General features: G+C 49.6%; 15 protein-coding genes. 13 read left to right on the top strand and 2 right to left on the bottom strand.

The window, feature by feature from the left end:
* The first annotated feature begins 5 nt into the window (after positions 1-5).
* The 4 genes from SGLY_RS10790 to SGLY_RS10775 all read left to right on the top strand — a co-directional run bounded on the left by SGLY_RS10790 (position 6) and on the right by SGLY_RS10775 (position 4,033).
* On the top strand, positions 6-1,886 hold the full coding sequence (locus SGLY_RS10790) for an ABC-F family ATP-binding cassette domain-containing protein (protein ID WP_013625322.1): 1,881 nt from the start codon (positions 6-8) through the stop codon (positions 1,884-1,886).
* Positions 1,887-1,937: 51 nt separating this feature from the next.
* Complete coding sequence (gene ytaF / locus SGLY_RS10785) at positions 1,938-2,624, top strand: sporulation membrane protein YtaF (protein ID WP_013625321.1); 687 nt, start codon at positions 1,938-1,940, stop codon at positions 2,622-2,624.
* Positions 2,625-2,635: 11 nt separating this feature from the next.
* Positions 2,636-3,226, top strand: coding sequence for a dephospho-CoA kinase (coaE, locus tag SGLY_RS10780; RefSeq protein WP_013625320.1), 591 nt, complete (start codon positions 2,636-2,638; stop codon positions 3,224-3,226).
* 237 nt (positions 3,227-3,463) lie between these two features.
* Positions 3,464-4,033 (top strand): lytic transglycosylase domain-containing protein, encoded by a 570-nt coding sequence (locus tag SGLY_RS10775; protein WP_013625319.1) that lies wholly within the window; start codon positions 3,464-3,466, stop codon positions 4,031-4,033.
* A 1-nt stretch (position 4,034) separates the two neighbouring features.
* Here the strand turns inward: SGLY_RS10775 and thrB are convergent, their stop codons facing one another.
* Together thrB and SGLY_RS10765 are read right to left on the bottom strand one after the other, a co-directional pair.
* The gene (gene thrB, locus SGLY_RS10770) at positions 4,035-4,940 is read right to left on the bottom strand and encodes a homoserine kinase (protein ID WP_013625318.1); all 906 of its coding nucleotides are present in this window, start codon (positions 4,938-4,940) and stop codon (positions 4,035-4,037) included.
* A gap of 101 nt (positions 4,941-5,041) precedes the next feature.
* Positions 5,042-6,346, bottom strand: a complete 1,305-nt coding sequence (locus tag SGLY_RS10765) for a homoserine dehydrogenase (RefSeq protein WP_013625317.1) — start codon at positions 6,344-6,346, stop codon at positions 5,042-5,044.
* Positions 6,347-6,655: 309 nt separating this feature from the next.
* Here SGLY_RS10765 and ilvE point away from each other — a divergent pair, with 309 nt between their 5' ends.
* From ilvE to leuB, 9 genes are all read left to right on the top strand, one after another.
* Positions 6,656-7,528 (top strand): branched-chain-amino-acid transaminase, encoded by an 873-nt coding sequence (gene ilvE / locus SGLY_RS10760; protein WP_013625316.1) that lies wholly within the window; start codon positions 6,656-6,658, stop codon positions 7,526-7,528.
* 13 nt (positions 7,529-7,541) lie between these two features.
* A complete protein-coding gene (ilvD, locus tag SGLY_RS10755) occupies positions 7,542-9,239 on the top strand; it encodes a dihydroxy-acid dehydratase (RefSeq protein WP_013625315.1) in 1,698 nt (565 codons plus the stop codon).
* 2 nt (positions 9,240-9,241) lie between these two features.
* Complete coding sequence (gene ilvB / locus SGLY_RS10750; protein ID WP_013625314.1) at positions 9,242-10,984, top strand: biosynthetic-type acetolactate synthase large subunit; 1,743 nt, start codon at positions 9,242-9,244, stop codon at positions 10,982-10,984.
* 5 nt (positions 10,985-10,989) lie between these two features.
* On the top strand, positions 10,990-11,469 hold the full coding sequence (gene ilvN, locus SGLY_RS10745; protein WP_013625313.1) for an acetolactate synthase small subunit: 480 nt from the start codon (positions 10,990-10,992) through the stop codon (positions 11,467-11,469).
* A gap of 48 nt (positions 11,470-11,517) precedes the next feature.
* On the top strand, positions 11,518-12,516 hold the full coding sequence (gene ilvC, locus SGLY_RS10740) for a ketol-acid reductoisomerase (RefSeq protein ID WP_013625312.1): 999 nt from the start codon (positions 11,518-11,520) through the stop codon (positions 12,514-12,516).
* Between the two features lie 68 nt (positions 12,517-12,584).
* Positions 12,585-14,117: a 2-isopropylmalate synthase gene (locus SGLY_RS10735; RefSeq protein ID WP_013625311.1), complete on the top strand. Its 1,533-nt coding sequence runs from the start codon at positions 12,585-12,587 to the stop codon at positions 14,115-14,117.
* Between the two features lie 129 nt (positions 14,118-14,246).
* Positions 14,247-15,521 carry a 3-isopropylmalate dehydratase large subunit gene (gene leuC, locus SGLY_RS10730; RefSeq protein ID WP_013625310.1) on the top strand — a complete coding sequence of 425 codons (1,275 nt, stop codon included), beginning with the start codon at positions 14,247-14,249 and terminating at the stop codon, positions 15,519-15,521.
* Positions 15,514-16,002: a 3-isopropylmalate dehydratase small subunit gene (gene leuD / locus SGLY_RS10725; RefSeq protein ID WP_013625309.1), complete on the top strand. Its 489-nt coding sequence runs from the start codon at positions 15,514-15,516 to the stop codon at positions 16,000-16,002. Before leuC ends, leuD begins: the two co-directional genes overlap by 8 nt.
* Entirely contained in the window at positions 15,995-17,056 is a 1,062-nt protein-coding gene (leuB, locus tag SGLY_RS10720) for a 3-isopropylmalate dehydrogenase (RefSeq protein WP_013625308.1), read from the top strand. The genes leuD and leuB overlap by 8 nt, the downstream gene beginning before the upstream one ends.
* Positions 17,057-17,178: the final 122 nt, after the last annotated feature.

Below are 17,178 nucleotides of genomic sequence, written 5' to 3'. Positions count from 1 at the left end.
GGTTTATGAGCATCTTAGTGTGCAATGGTGTGAATATCGATGCAGCAGGTGAAACCATTCTGCACAATATTTCGTTCCGCATAGAGGCGGGACAAAAAGCAGGGCTGATCGGGGCCAACGGAGCGGGAAAAACAACTTTGCTCAGGGCTCTTGTTCAGGAAATTCCCTGTTCACGGGGAGAAATATTCTGTACAGCTTCAATCGGTTATCTTCCTCAGGCCGTGATCTTCGGCTTAGAGGAAGGGACGGTTTTTGATTCCATGCTGGCGGAAAGAAAAGATATCATTGAATTGAGAGAAAAGATGAGGTTCCTGGAAATCAGGATGGCCCAGGAGGCGGAAGAACAAATTCTGGAACAATACAGCACAGTGATGTCCCGCTTTGAAAACGCGGGAGGCTATGCTTTGGAAGCCCAAATACGCCGGATATTGGCCGGCCTGGGACTGGAAAAGGAGAAAGACAAACTGCTTTTCACGTTAAGCGGCGGGCAAAAGACACGACTGAGACTGGGCAGGATTCTTCTCAGAAAACCGGACCTCCTGATCTTGGACGAGCCGACCAATCACCTTGACCTGGATGCTTTGGAATGGCTGGAAGGGTTTTTGGGGGATTATGAGGGAGCGGTTCTGATTGTTTCCCATGACCGTTTTTTTCTGGATAAAATCCTTGATACGGTCTTCTTTGTCAAAGAAGGGAAACTAACGTCATATAAAGGCAACTATTCCGAATTTGAGCTTCAACGCAAAATTGAAGAGATCTCAGGGGACCGGGAAGCGGAGAAAACAGCCAAGAAAATCCGTTCTCTGGAAGAATATGTCCGCCGTTACAAGGCCGGAGTCAAAGCAAAGCAGGCCCATGGCCGGGAAATACAGCTGCAAAAATTAACTGCCTCCGCGGTCAAAACGGCCGGAGCGGCGTCACAGGTATCGATCAGCTTTGGAGAGACAGCGCGCAGCGGGGACAGGGTATTGGCAATAGAGGATTTAGCAGTGACGTACAACAACAAAAGGATCTTCCAAAATGCCGCCATAGATCTGCGCCGCGGTCAAAAGGTGGCCCTCTTAGGCAAAAATGGAGTAGGGAAAACCTCTCTGCTCAAAGCAATCCTGGGGAAAATAAATCATGAAGGCCGGATCAGGCTTGGAGCAAATGTCAAGGTCAGTTATTACGCCCAGGAACATGAAGATTTCAGCAGGAAGGCGACAATCATCGAAGAAATCAGGGACGTGTGCAAAATGGAAGACCCGGCAATCAGAGCCTTGCTGGGCAGGTACGGTTTCAGAGGAGACGATGTTTTTAAACAGGTAAAAGTCTTAAGCGGCGGGGAAAAAAGCCGTCTGGCTTTATGCAAGCTCCTGCTGGCCAACGGCAACCTTCTGCTGCTGGATGAACCAACCAACCATTTGGATGCTGAGACCAGAGAAATGCTGGAAGAGGCTTTGATTGAGTATGAGGGCACTGTTCTGGTCGTTTCCCATGACCGTTATTTTCTGAACCGGATAATCAATGAAGTGGCATTGCTTACCCCGGAGGGGATAAGACTCCACAGGGGGGACTATTTGAGCTTCAGGCAGGCTTATGCCCAATGGAGCGAACAGGAAAAAGATCAGCAGGCCGCCCTGGCGCAGGAGAAGGACGTTTTCTCTGCCCGGAATTACCGGGAAGAAGCCAGGGAGCAAAAGAGAAAAGACAACAAGCTGAAGCAGCTGGAATCGAAAATCAGCGAGCATGAAAAAAAACTCCAGGAAATTGAGGGAAAAATGGAGGGGGTAGAAACGGATTACCGGGAAATCATCACCCTTCAGGAAGAGCATGATCAGACCAAGGCTGAGCTGGACAAGTTAATGGAGTACTGGCTGGAAATCTCAGAACAGGTTCACCATTAATTTTGTCAACCCATATATTATCTCTGAAAAGATAATTGGAGGGATAACGATATGGGAGTGACATTACTTGTCGCTTTTGCTTTAAGTCTGGATGGATTTGGAGTAGGGATGGCCTACGGCCTAAAGAACATAAGGATTCCGTTTCGCAGTATGTGTATCATCGGTCTTTGTACGGTGGCGACCATGGGGATATCGATGTTTTTCGGATACCTGCTCATCCCTTATCTGGATATGGTCTCTCCCAAGGTATTGGGTGCCGCGGTCCTGATCATGATCGGCTGTTTTCAGCTGATAAAGGCCTTATCCCCGACAAAAAATGATGCGCTGAACAAGGAGAAGGCAAAAGAGGAAGCTGTCCCGGTGTTCGCTTCTTACAGCGCAAGGGTCGAAGATGAGGAAACCCGGCAACTGTTCAGACTGAACCTCAGTATATTCGGTTTGGTTATTCAGATCCTCAAGACACCATCGGCAGCCGATATCGATAATTCCGGGACGATCGGTATCCTGGAAAGCTTTCTGCTGGGACTGGCGCTGTCTTTAGACGCCTTTTCTTCGGGAATCGCCGCGTCTATGGCCGGAATACCGGCGTATTCGATTGTTTTGGTTGCGCTTACGCAGTTTATCATGATCAGGACCGGGCATTCCCTGGTGGGAAAACTGTCCTCGAAATTATTGGAACGGGCGAAATTCCTGCCGGGAGTGTTACTGATTCTGGTCGGATCAATAAAGATGTTTTAAGGAGACGAATAATGTTAAAAATAGGACTGACCGGTGGAATAGGAACGGGAAAATCTTCGGTTGCCCAGTGGTTCGCGGGTAAAGGAGTCCCTGTCTTTGATGCCGACCGGGCGGTTCATGAGATCTTGTTAAGCAAAGAATTTACCCAAAAGATTGCCGGAGAATTTGGCGGGCAGTATATCGAAAACCATACCGTCGACCGCAGGGCGCTGGCTGATCTGGTCTTTAAAAATAAAGAGGATAGAATCCGCCTGGAGAGGCTGATTCATCCTTTGGTATTGAAAAACATGCTTCAGTTCTGCCTTGACAGCGAAAGAAAAGGTCATAAGATAGCCGTGTTGGACGTGCCTTTGCTGTTTGAAGCGGGCTGGGAAAAATACGCAGATGAGGTTTGGGTGGTGTATATCCCCCAAGAGCTTCAGCTGGAAAGAATTGTATCCCGGGATAAGGTCCCTGTCGAAGAAGCCGAGAGAAGGATAAAGGCCCAAATCCCGATTGGAGAGAAAATCAAGAAGGCCGCGCGAATCATTGAAAATATCGAAGACTGGAAAAAGACTGAGCAAAACCTTGAAATATTCTGGAAAGAGTACCTTTCTAACTGAGCAGAGCAAAGCATATCAATATATTATTCAGGCCTTGGACAATAGAGCCAAAACGATATTGATGTGAATGGATGTGAACCAGTTTTGAGAATTTTGATCGGAATAAATAGCGGATGGTTGGAAAAAGTGAGGAAATCATTAAAAGCATCTTATCAAAGACTTTCGTCTCAACCCCTGAAAAGGTTGAAATATCCCGGAAAGAAAAGAAACAAAGCCAAATACAAAAGGAAAAGCCGTTTGGCCGGAGTCGTTCAGGGAGTATTAAAAAACAAGACCAAGTCTTCCATCCTTGGTCTTGTCCTCGTATTAACAATCCTGGTCGCTCAATCGAACCTGATTCCGAAGCTGTTTTATCCTTATCCATACAAGCAGATCATTAATAAGTACGCGATAGAATACAATACCGATTCTTTGCTGGTTGTTTCCGTGATCAAGGCGGAAAGCAGCTTTTTGCCGTTCTCCTCCTCAGATAAAGGGGCCATCGGCTTAATGCAGCTGATGCCGGACACGGCAAGGGAAATCAGTCAAAAGCTGGGTGAGGATTATGCAGCGATCGATTTAAAAGATCCGGAAACAAATATCAGATATGGAAGTATGTATCTGGCCGGTTTGAGTAAACAGTATGACGGAAATACAGTCCTAACCCTTGCCGCGTATAATGCCGGGAGCGGTCGGGTTAAAGAGTGGCTGAAAACAACCGGTCTCGGGCTGGATAATTACTCGGTCAAGGATATTCCTTTTCCGGAAACCAGAACATATGTGGAGAAAGTGCTCAAATATCATCAGGAATATTCAAAATTGTATTAGGTCAGTCAGAAGGAACCGTGACCTTTGCGCCTTCGGGGTCGATGTCAAGGAAATAGGCCCGGGTATTCAGCCCCTTGGCTGCCAGCTCGTCTGTCATGGAAGAAGCGACCCGATCCTCAAGACCGGGGGGGCAGAAGGCGATCAGAGTCGGGCCGGAGCCGCTGAGGGCCGCGCCGTAGGCGCCCGCTCTCCCGGCGGATTGTAAAGCCGCGGTCATGCCGGGGATCAAAGAGGCCCGCTGCGCCTGGTGGAGTTTGTCCTGAGTGGCAACGCCCAGCAGGGAATAGTCCTCGTGGATAAAGGCATCGACCAGAAGGCCGACCCGGGAAGAATTATAGACAGCATCCTGGCGGGGAACCGCAACAGGGAGGATTTTTCTGGCTTTCTCAGTTTCAACGAGGATATCAGGGATGATCACGACCGCCCGAAAGCCGGGATTTTTGACCAGGACCCGGGGAATGACGCTATCTTCGGTCATCACAGTCAGGGTGATCCCTCCATACAGGGCCGGAGTGACATTGTCGGGATGTCCTTCAATTTCTGTGGCGACTTTCAGGAGCGCAAATTTGTCAAAAGGTGATCCGGCCAGGGTATTGGCGATCATCAGGCCGCCGACCACGGCTGTGGAGCTGCTCCCGAGACCGCGGGCCGGCGGGACATGGCTCTCCAAAGTGATTTTAACCGGCTGCGGCCGGAAATCAATGAGCTGCCACAGTTTCAGCATGGTTTGCCAAAGAAGGTTATTTTCGTCCGCAGGAATATTATCGGTATAGCTTCCCTTTAAGATCAAACTTAATTGATCGCTTTCTTCAACTGTAAAACGGTTGTAAAGCTGGACAGCCAGCCCCATACAGTCAAAGCCGGGACCCAGGTTGGCCGAGGTAGCCGGCACTTGAACTAGAAACATTTTTCGCCTCCGTAAGTCTCACCGTATTGATTTCGTTCAGTCAGTAAATTGTAAACCATCTTGGGATTTGTGTAAATACTCCCTCATGACGGATGATCCGCTTAAGCGTTCGGACTGCTTGCGGTTTCCATCCTGATCACATTGTAGACTTTATCGAGCTTGCTGTAGGAGGTTAAGGAGGCCAAAGCCTGTCTTAACTGGCTTTCTTTACAAGGGTGGGTGACCAGAACAATTTCCGCGTTGTGATTGCTCCTGGGTTTTTGGATAATGGAGGCAAAGCTTATTCCGGCTTCGGCAAAAAACAAGGCCATGTTGGCAAAGACTCTCGGTTCGTCTTTGACCTTGATTCTGATGTAAAAGCCTGTTGTAAAATCGGCGGAAGATTTGATCGGGAAATTGCGGTAGTGATCGTGTACAAGCATGGCATTGGCTCCGAAATTGGTGTTGCGGACAACCTGGATAATATCGGAAACAACCGCGCTTCCTGTGGGCAGAGAACCTGCCCCTTTGCCATAAAACATGGTTTCTCCCACCGCGTCCCCGGTCACATAGACAGCATTGAATACTCCCGCGACATTGGCCAGAGGATGGCTTTTGGGCAGAAGGGCCGGGTGGACACGCAGTTCAATTCCGCTTTGATCATCAAGGTTTTTGGCAATGGCCAGGAGCTTGATCACACAGCCTAATTCATCGGCATAAACAATATCTTCAGGTGTAATCCTGGAGATTCCTTCAACATAAACATCTTTGATGCCGATCCGGGAATTGAAGGCCAGAGAGGAAAGGATGGCCAGCTTGCGGGCGGCATCCAAACCCTCGACATCCGAGGTGGGGTCGGCTTCCGCATAACCGAGTTCTTGAGCTTCGGCCAGAACATCCTCAAATTTTCTTCCCTGTCCGGTCATCGCGGTAAGAATGTAGTTAGTCGTTCCATTGATGATCCCCAGAATAGAGGTGATCCGGTTGGCGGTAAGCGATTGACGGATAGCGGAGATAATGGGGATTCCTCCGGCGACGCTTGCTTCGAAATAGAGGTCTTTTTGATATTCCTGGGCTGTGGCAAAAAGCTCCGGGCCATGTAAGGCCAGCAAATCCTTGTTGGCGGTTACCACATGTTTGCCGTTTTTCAAGGCGCGCAAAATATAATCCCGGGACTGATCGATCCCGCCCATGACTTCGACTACGATCTCAATTTCCGGGTCGTTGAGGATCTCGTCAGGCTGATCGGTCAGCAGGATATTTTCCAAATCAGGCCGCTTCTTCCCGATATCTCTCACTAAAGCTTTTTTGATCGTTATTTCAGCAGCGGCCCGGGTATTGATATCGAGGGAATTGTTCCGAAGAATTGCGGCAACCCCGCTGCCGACGGTTCCCATCCCCAAAAGTCCTATAGATACTTTTTTCATAAAAGGCTTTCTCCTCCCGGAATAATGATTTTCGGTTCATCCTTGCTGGGAATACAATTGTACTTATACAGTGGACATTATATCAAGTTCCCGTAGTTTTCGCAAGAGTAAATCCTCGAAAGCTATTTTTATCTTGACAGGGAAAACGGGATCTTATACACTGACAATATATGTTTGATGTGCCGTGACACAATAAAATATTTCCAGCCGGTTGACCCGCGAGGATGGTTTCACCCTTGAAACTACCCGGGTTTGTTTTTTTATAAATTACTATCAATTGAAATGCGGATAAAAAGGAGAGGAATGATCATGATCGTCTTTTGTGACGGGGAATTTGTTGAGGCGGAGCAAGCGAAAATCTCTGTTTTTGACCACGGGTTCCTTTATGGGGATGGCGTGTTTGAAGGGATACGGGCCTATAACGGCAGGGTCTTCAAGCTGAAAGAGCATATTGACAGGCTTTATGAATCTGCGAATGCGATTCTTTTAAAAATTGAGGTGTCCAGAACAGAGATGATTGCTATCGTCACCGAAACGGTTCGCCGCAATAAGCTGCAGGATGCCTATATCAGGCTGGTTGTTTCCAGAGGAACGGGGGATCTTGGACTTGACCCCCAAAAATGCCGGAGAAGTGAAATCTTCTGTATTGCCGGTCAAATTACCCTTTTCCCTCAGTCCATGTATGAAAACGGCCTGGAAGTAATTACGGTTTCCACCAGACGGAACAATCCCAATGCGATTAATCCGATGGTTAAATCCTTAAACTATTTGAATAATATTCTGGCTAAGATAGAATGCAACAGAGCGGGTGTCATGGAAGCGATTATGCTGAATCAGGAAGGATATGTCTGTGAAGGAACGGGGGATAATATCTTTATTGTCAAAGACGGCATAATCAAAACCCCTCCGACCTATGTCGGGATACTCAAAGGGATTACCAGAGACACCGTGCTTGATCTGGCCGGAGAAATGGGAATCGCAGCCCTGGAACAGCCTTTTACCCTCCATGAGCTGTATAATGCCGATGAATGTTTCCTGACAGGTACGGCAGCCGAGCTGATTCCGGTTGTCAAGGCTGACGGCAGACAAATAGGGGAGGGTAAGCCGGGAGAAGCCTTTCAGAAGCTTTTGACAAGATTCAGAGAGTTTACCCCAAATGTGGGGGAATTGATTTATCAATAGAGGAGGTCTCCCTGTGAACAGCGATTCCGTAAAAAAAGGTGCGGCCAGAGCCCCCCATAGGTCACTTTTTCGGGCTTTGGGCCTCACTGACCGTGAAATCAATCAGCCTTTTATCGGTGTGGTGAATTCCTTTAATGAATTGGTGCCTGGTCATATGCATTTGCGCCAGATTTCCGAGGCCGTTAAGGCCGGGGTCAGGGAAAATGGCGGAACTCCTTTAGAATTTTCCACGATCGCCGTCTGTGACGGGATTGCCATGGGACATGTGGGGATGCACTTCTCCCTGGCAAGCCGGGAACTGATTGCGGATTCTGTTGAGATAATGGCCCGCGCTCACGGGCTCGACGCCCTGGTGTTTATCCCGAGCTGTGACAAGGTAGTGCCCGGCATGCTGATGGCCGCTATGCGCCTGAACCTGCCGGCAATTGTGGTCAGCGGCGGACCGATGCTTCCCGGCCGGTTCCGGGGAGAGGAAGTTAACCTGATTTCCGTTTTTGAAGGGGTAGGCAAAGTGCTCAGCGGCCAGGAAAGCGAAGAATGGCTGAAAGGGCTGGAGAGCAAGGCCTGTCCGACCTGCGGTTCCTGTGCGGGAATGTTTACGGCCAACTCGATGAACTGTCTGACAGAGGTTCTCGGTATGGCCCTGCCGGGCAATGGGACGATCCCGGCCGTATATTCGGAAAGATTGATATTGGCCAAAGAGACCGGTTATCAGGTTGTTGATCTTTGGCGTCAAAACATCAGACCGCGCGATATTGTCACAAAAGAATCCATTTTGAATGGGGTCGCGGCAGATATGGCCCTGGGATGCTCGACCAACACCATCCTTCATTTACCGGCGGTGGCCTTTGAAGGGGAAATTGAATTTGATTTAAACCTGGTAAACCGGGTAAGTGAAGAAACGCCTCAGATTTGTAAGTTAAGTCCGGCTCTTCACGGGCATTATTTAGTCGATCTGAATGAGGCCGGCGGAATCAGCGCAGTCCTGAAAACCCTGCTGGATGCCGGACTTATCGACGGTTCAGTCAAAACGGTTTCAGGAGGTCCGCTCGCCGAAAGAATTCAAGACGCTGTGGTGAGAGATACTAAGGTTATCCGTTCTTTGACCGAACCGTATTCCGCCAAAGGCGGTTTGAGCGTCCTCTTTGGTGATCTGGCTCCCGAAGGGGCCGTCATCAAAGTGGGTGCGCTGGCACAGAGAGATTTTGTTTTTGAAGGCAGGGCAAAGGTTTTTGATGGTGAAGATCTCGCTTCTGAAGCAATCAGCGCCGGACGGATCGTTGCGGGCGATGTGGTGATCATCAGGTACGAAGGCCCGAAGGGAGGACCGGGGATGAGAGAAATGCTCGGTCCGACGGCCACTCTGGCCGGAATGGGCCTGGATGAAACCGTCGCTTTGCTGACGGATGGCCGTTTCTCCGGGGGCAGCAGGGGGCTTTCCATCGGCCATATCGCTCCTGAAGCCGCTTTAGGCGGAGAGATCGCTTTTATTGAGGATGGGGATCTGGTAAGGATTGATCTGAAGAAGAGAACGATAGATTGGATTTTGCCGGAGGAAGAAAAAGAGAAGCGCAGACAACAATTTGATCAGGCCAAAGGGCTGGAAAAGGCTTTTGAAGTAGCCGGCAGAACAGGGTACCTCGGACGATACGCGCAATTCGTTCAATCGGCCAACAAAGGAGCGGCTTTTCGGGCAACTAAGGAGGATTAGACATGAGTTCCGGGAAGGAAAACTATATTGCGAGAGATGCTGAGACTTGTTGGGAAAACGAAGAATGTGTGAAATCTTCCGGTCTCAATGGGGCCAAATTATTACTGGATGTATTGAAAAATGAGGGAGCAGAGGTCATTTTCGGTTATCCCGGGGGATCGCTGTTGACCCTCTATGATGCGCTCTTAGACAGTCCGGTCAGGCATGTTTTGCCCAGGCATGAACAGACCTGTGTTCATGCGGCGGATGCCTATGCCCGGGTAAGCGGAAAGGTCGGGGTCTGTCTGGCGACATCGGGACCGGGAGCGGCAAATCTGGTCACAGGGATCGCCAATGCTTATATGGATTCTATCCCGCTGGTGGTGATCACAGGCCAGGTGCCGACCCATTTGCTGGGCAGTGATTCCTTTCAGGAAGTGGACATTACCGGGATGACGTTTTCCATCACCAAGCATTCTTATTTGGTGAAAGAGGTCAAAGATATTCCGCGCATCGTAAAAGAAGCGTTTCATCTTGCCGGTACCGGGCGCCGCGGTCCGGTCCTGATCGATATTCCGAAGAACATTTTCGCCGCCGAGGCGGAAGAAACGCCTTTTCCTCAAGTATCGATCAAAAGCTACAAATATTTTACCAAGGGCAATCCCGGTCAGATTAGTGAAGCGGCCAAAGCCTTGGGGGCAAGTAAAAAGCCGGTCATATATGCCGGAGGCGGGGTGATTGCTTCCGGTGCCTGCAAGCTTCTTGTAGAGCTGGTTGAAAAGACCGGCCTCCCGGTTGTCACGACCCTGATGGGGATTGGCAGTGTTCCTTCCGACCACCCCAATCACTTGGGTATGGTCGGGATGCATGGAACGGTGACGGCCAATTTTGCGGTTCATGAATGTGATTTGCTGCTGGCCGTCGGGGTCCGTTTTGATGACAGGGTAACCAGCGGGATGACCGATCACTTTGCTTCCAAAGCAAAGGTTATTCATATTGATGTTGACCCGGCGGAAATCAGTAAGGTAGTCAAGGCGCATATTCCGATCGTCGGGGATGCCGGTCTGGTTCTGGAGGAACTTCTCAAAAAAGTTTCCCAGCCTGAGATCGGGGAATGGTGGGACCAGCTGCGCCGGTGGGAAAGGGATTATCCTCTCTGTTATGAACAGGACGGACACCTTAATCCCCAGACCATTCTGGAAACAATGGCCAAGGCAGGCGGAAAAGATGCCATTGTGACAACAGATGTCGGGCAGCATCAAATGTGGGCAGCCCAGTTTTATCAATTCAGCAGGGGACGCCATTTTGTCACGAGCGCGGGTTTGGGGACCATGGGATTCGGTCTTCCGGCCGCAATCGGGGCGCAGATCGCCATGCCGGATAAACTGGTCTATTTGGTTACCGGAGACGGATCATTCCAAATGAATATACAAGAGCTGGCAACTGCGGTACAATATAAGCTGCCGATTAAAATCGTGCTCATGAACAATGGTGTGCTGGGGATGGTCAGACAGTGGCAGAAAATGTTTTACAATGAGAGGTTCAGTGAGATCCAATTACATGCCAATCCCGACTTTATTAAAGTTGCCGGGGCCTATGGGATCAAAGCGCTCAAAGTTGAAATGCCCGAAGAAGTGGAACCGGCCTTGCGGGAGGCCCTGTCCATAGACGGTCCTGTTCTGATTGATTGCCGGATTTCACCTGATGAGGCGGTTCTTCCCATGGTCCCTCCCGGAAAAACAATTATTGAAGTGTTGGGAGGGTAAGGGCCATGCTGCATACGTTAGCGGTTCTCGTGGAAAATAATCCCGGAGTTTTGGCCAGGGTCTCTGGACTCTTCGCCAGGAGAGCGTATAATATTTATAGTCTGACTGTGAGCCAAACGGAAAATCCCGCCCTGTCCCTAATGACGATCGTGGTGGAGGGAGACGGCCAGGTGATCGAACAGGTGACCAAACAGCTCCATAAGCTGATTGTGGTGCATAAGGTGACCAACCTCAGCAATGAAAATGTTGTGGAGAGGGAATTGGCTTTAATCAGGGTCAAAGTCAGGACAGAGACAAGGCTGGAGGTATTGCAGCTTGTCGATGTCTTTCGGGGCAGAGTTGTGGATATGGGAAAAAACAGCATCATGATTGAGATGACCGGGGATATCGACAAAATAGATGCCTTTATCAAGACGCTGAGGCCTTTTGGGATTCAGGAGCTTGTCCGGACAGGCAAGATTTCGGTCATGCGTTCTGAAAATTAAGGTGCTTGATCTTCAAAAATTTTATATAAAAGAGAGAGGTTTAAGACAATGGCAAAGATTTATTATGATGCGGATGCAGACCTGGGGATTCTTCAAGGAAAGACGATCGCGGTAATGGGATGGGGCAGTCAGGGACATGCTCAGTCTCAGAACCTCAAAGAGTCCGGACTTGACGTTATCGTAGGTCTCAGAAAAGATAGCAGCAGGTGGAAAGAAGCCGAAGCGGCGGGACTAAAGGTCGCTACGGTAGCTGAAGCGGCTGAAAAAGCGGATATTATTCAAATTCTTTTACCTGATGAATTTCAGAGCAAAGTGTACAATCAGGAGATCAAGCCATTTGTGAAAGCCGGAAAAGTTTTGGTCTTTTCCCATGGATTCAATATTCACTTTGGTCAGATTGTTCCGCCCAAGGATGTGGATGTGATCATGGTTGCCCCGAAGAGTCCGGGACATTTGGTTCGCCGCACATACACCGAAGGGGCGGGCGTACCAGGACTGATCGCCGTACATCAGGATGCCACGGGCAATGCCAAACAGATCGGACTGGCTTATGCCAAAGGGATCGGCTGTACCCGGGCGGGAGTATTGGATACGACATTTAAAGAAGAAACAGAAACCGACCTCTTTGGAGAACAGGTTGTGCTTTGCGGCGGAGTGACGGAATTGGTCCGCGCCGGGTTCGATACCCTGGTTGAAGCCGGATATCAGCCGGAAAGCGCTTATTTCGAATGCCTGCATGAGTTGAAGCTGATTGTTGACCTGATGTATGAGGGCGGCATCAGCTGGATGCGTTATTCGATTTCCGATACGGCCCAATATGGGGACATGATGATCGGCAGACGCATCATCACGGAAGAAACCCGTAAAGAAATGAAAAAAGTCCTCACTGAAATTCAGGACGGTACTTTTGCCAACAGATGGCTCCTGGAAAACCAGATTAACCGGCCGGTATTTAATGCGACCGCCCGCCGTGATGAAGAGCATCAGATCGAAAAAGTGGGCGAAGAGCTCCGCGGTATGATGAAGTGGTTGAAAAAACGCAAGTAATTCACTTGATGATCAAATCAGACAGCAGAAAATTTGAGGAGATCCAAGGAAAGAGAGGGGATTAAAGAATGAGACAGATAGAATTCTTTGATACTACTTTACGGGATGGCGAGCAATCGCCCGGAGTAGCTCTCAATGTCGAGGAAAAACTGCAAATCGCCAGACAACTGGAAAAACTGGGTGTTGATATCATCGAAGCAGGTTTTCCGATCACATCTCCTGGTGATTTCCAAGCAGTGTCCCTAATCGCTGAAAAAGTACGCGATACGAAGATTGCCGGTTTGGCCCGGGCGGAAGTTCAGGATATTGAGCGAGCCTGGGAAGCTTTGAAAAAGGCGGAAAGTCCCAGAATTCACACATTTATTGCGACCTCGCCCATTCATATGCAGTATAAGCTGCGCAAAACCAAAGAACAGGTTCTGGAACATACGAAAATGGCCGTAGAGCTGGCCAAGTCCAAGGTCAGTGATGTTGAATTCAGTGCCGAGGATGCTTCCCGCAGCGAAGTGGATTTTCTGGCCCAGGTATTTTCTCTGGCCATCAAATCGGGGGCGACTGTGCTCAACATTCCCGATACAGTCGGCTATGCGGTGCCGGATGAATTTGCCGAGTTTGTCAAAGCGATCATGACGAAAACCGAAGGCATCGAAAAAGTGAAGGTGAGTGTTCACTGCCACAATGATTTGGGACTGGCTGTCGCCAATTCCCTGGCAGCGGTGAAGGCCGGAATCCAGCAGATCGAATGTGCGGTCAACGGTTTGGGGGAAAGAGCGGGAAATGCCGCTCTGGAAGAATTGGCCATGGCGTTGTATACCCGCAAAGACCAGTACATGGCCCAGTCGAGAATTGTGACCCGGGAAATCACCAAAACCAGCCGCCTGGTCAGCCGTTTAAGCGGAATGAGTGTCCAGCACAATAAATCTATTGTCGGAAAAAACGCTTTTGCCCACGAAGCCGGTATTCACCAGGACGGAGTCCTCAAGGAACGCTCTACCTATGAGATTATTTCACCGGAAATGATCGGGTTGGATATGAACACCATAGTCCTGGGCAAGCATTCAGGCAGACATGCTTTGCGCAAGAGCCTGGACGATCTCGGCATAGATATTGGAGAGGAACGTTTTCAAAAATTATTTGAAGACTTTAAGGTGCTTGCCGAAAAGAAAAAGGTTGTCACAAGCTCTGATCTGTTCTCTCTGGCCGATGTTCATGAACTGGAAGAAGAATTGACGATCGATTACTGGCAGGTTGTGACAGGGAATAACCTTAAACCGACGGCAACGATCGGCCTTCAGCATAAAAACGGCGAAGAAAAGGAAGAGCTGATCAAGGCGGCCTATGGTGACGGACCTGTTGCCGCGGCCTACAAGGCGATTGACAAAATTGTCGGGATTGACGGTGAGCTTTTGCACTACAATCTGCAGGCCATTGACAGCGGGGAAGATTCCCAGGGAGAGGTCAATGTCACCGTCAAATTCAGGGAGCATATTGTTGCCGGACGGGGAATCAGCACCGATATTATTGAAGCGAGTGTCAAGGCCTACCTGCAGGCGGTGAACCGGGCTTTAGGCAAAGGCTGGGTCATGGTGAAAAAAAGATAGCTCAGCTTTCCTGATCCCAGATATGGATGAAAAAGATTATCTCATCACTAAATGTTTGTCAGAACAAGTAGTGGTGGGATAATATTATATCTGAAGGTGCAGAGATTAATGATGAGGAGGGAATAACCAGTGGGAATGACGATTAGCGAAAAGATCCTGGCGGCCCATGCCGGTGTGGACAGGGTAGTACCCGGAGAAATCATCAATGCCAAGCTGGATATTGTTTTGGCGAATGATGTGACAGGTCCTGTGGCGATCAGGGAATTCCGCAAGCTGGGGATCGATCAGGTTTTTGACCGGGATAAAGTTGTCCTTGTCCCGGACCATTTTACACCGAATAAAGATATTGCTTCTGCTGAACAGTGCAAAATCATGAGGGATTTTGTCCGGGAGCAGGAGATCACGCATTACTGGGAATCAGGCAGAGTGGGAATTGAACATTGTCTCCTGCCTGAACAGGGTGTTGTCCTGCCCGGTGATTTAATTATCGGGGCGGATTCCCATACCTGTACCTATGGTGCTCTTGGGGCCTTCAGTACAGGTGTCGGCAGCACCGACCTGGCGGCCGGGATGGCGACCGGTGAAGCCTGGTTCAAAATACCGGAAACCATCAGGTTTGTTTTTCATGGAAATCAGTATCAGCCCTGGATAAGCGGTAAGGACCTGATCTTGTATATCATCGGTCAGATCGGGGTGGACGGGGCGCTCTATTCGGCCATGGAATTTGCCGGAGAGGGGATCAAAGCCCTATCGATGGACAACAGGCTGACCATATCCAATATGGCCATAGAAGCCGGAGCCAAGGCCGGACTGATTGAGCCCGATGAAATCACTCTGGCTTATGTATCGAGCCGGGCAAAAAGGCCGTATAAGATCTATAACAGTGACAGTGACGCCAAATATGCTCAGGTTTTCGATTATCAGACCAAGGATATTCCCTTGCAGGTTGCCTGTCCCCATCTTCCCGAAAACACCAAATCGGTCGATGAAGTCAGCGGAATCAAGATGGATCAGGTTGTTATCGGGTCTTGTACAAACGGGCGATTGGAAGATTTGGAGATTGCCGCCAGGATTCTTAAAGGCAATTCCGTTCATCCAGAAATCAGATGCCTGGTCTTCCCCGGCACGCAGGAAATCATGCTGGAAGCCATGCGCAGGGGTTATATTGAAACCCTGATTGAAGCCGGGGCTGCGGTCAGTACCCCTACCTGCGGCCCTTGTCTGGGCGGCCATATGGGTATTCTGGCCAAAGGGGAAAAAGCGCTTTCCACTACGAACCGTAATTTTGTGGGCCGCATGGGGCATCCTGGAAGTGAAGTTTACCTTTGCAATCCGGCAGTAGCGGCTGCTTCTGCCATCAAGGGAGAAATTGTCCATCCGAGGGAGGTTGTGAAAAATGGGTAAGGCCTGGAAGTTTGGCAATGATATTGATACGGATGTCATTATACCGGCACGGCATTTAAACAGGTCAGATTCTGAATACCTTGCCGCCCATTGCATGGAGGATGCCGATCCGGATTTTGCCCGGGAAGTGAAAACCGGAGATATCATTATCGGCGGCAAAAATTTTGGCTGCGGTTCCTCCAGGGAACATGCGCCTTTATCGATCAAGGCGGCAGGAGTGAAGGCGGTAATTGCCAATTCCTTTGCCCGGATTTTCTACCGCAATTCTTTAAATATTGCCATGCCGATTCTGGAATGTCCGGAAGCGGTTGCCGGAATCGAGCATGGGGATGAGGTTGAAGTTGATCTGGAAACGGGTGCGATTAAGAATATGACCAAAGGTACTTCCTTTCAGGCCCGACCGTTTCCGCCATTCATGCAGGAGCTGATCAAAGCCGGGGGACTTGTTCCTTATGTAAAGGAGAAGAAGAAAAATGCCTAAAATAGCTGTATTGCCTGGTGATGGAATCGGTCAGGAAATTATACCGGAAGCACTTAAGGTCCTGGATGCTGTGTTGAAAAACAGCGGGGAACAATTCCAGTTCCAGGAATATCTGATTGGGGGAGCGGCGATCGATGCCAGAGGCAAGGCTCTTCCGGAGGATACTTTAGCCGCATGCAAAGAAGCGGATGCGGTATTGCTCGGAGCAATCGGCGGTCCCAAGTGGGATACCCTGCCCGCGCAGGAAAGACCGGAATTGGGCGGGCTTCTGGCCCTGCGCAAGGAGCTGGAGCTTTATGCCAATATCCGGCCGATTAAAATGATGCCTTCCCTGATCTCTTCATCAGCCCTGAAAGAAGAGATTGTCAGAAATGTGGATATGGTTGTGATCAGAGAACTGACCGGGGGCTTGTATTTCGGGGAAAAAGGCCGCAAGGAGCATCCGAAGGCCGCTTATGATGTGCTTGTCTATACTGAAGAGGAAATCCGAAGAATCGTTGAGTTCGCTTTTGTTCTGGCCGGACAAAGAAGAAAAAAGCTTTGTTCAGTTGATAAAGCCAATGTTTTGGAGTCCTCCAGGTTCTGGCGGGAAATTGTCCTTGATCTTGCGCCCCAATATCCTGAGGTTGAAGTCAGCCAGATGTATGTGGACAACGCCGCTATGCAGCTGGTTCGCTATCCCGAGCAGTTTGACGTTATCGTCACCGAGAATATGTTCGGCGATATTTTGACCGACCTGGCTTCCATGCTCGGCGGCTCGATCGGGATGCTGGCTTCGGCCAGCATGAGCGGGAAAAAGGGCCTGTATGAACCGGCCCATGGCTCGGCGCCGGATATTGCCGGACAAAATAAAGCGAACCCCCTGGCCACGATTTTATCCGCGGCGATGATGCTCAAATGGACCTTTGGCCTGAATAAAGAGGGACAGCTGATTGAGGACGCTGTAACGAAGGTATTGGATCAGGGGTACCGGACAGCCGATCTCGGCGGAGATCCCGGCAGGATTTTAGGAACCAGGCAAATGGGCGACGCGGTCGTCGATGCCTTAAGATAAAGTTAGGGATATTGGAATATTCGAGGCTTTCAAGATGCGGGATGCTTATGTTAAAATAATCTTACGAAAGGCTTCTTTCGTCCTTATGATGGAAGAAGCTTGTTTTATTTGGAGGAATGAGC

Source organism: Syntrophobotulus glycolicus DSM 8271 (genome assembly GCF_000190635.1).
Lineage (GTDB): Bacteria > Bacillota > Desulfitobacteriia > Desulfitobacteriales > Syntrophobotulaceae > Syntrophobotulus > Syntrophobotulus glycolicus.
The sequence above is the reverse complement of the archived record's forward strand: the minus strand, read 5'-3'. Positions and strand labels throughout refer to the sequence as shown.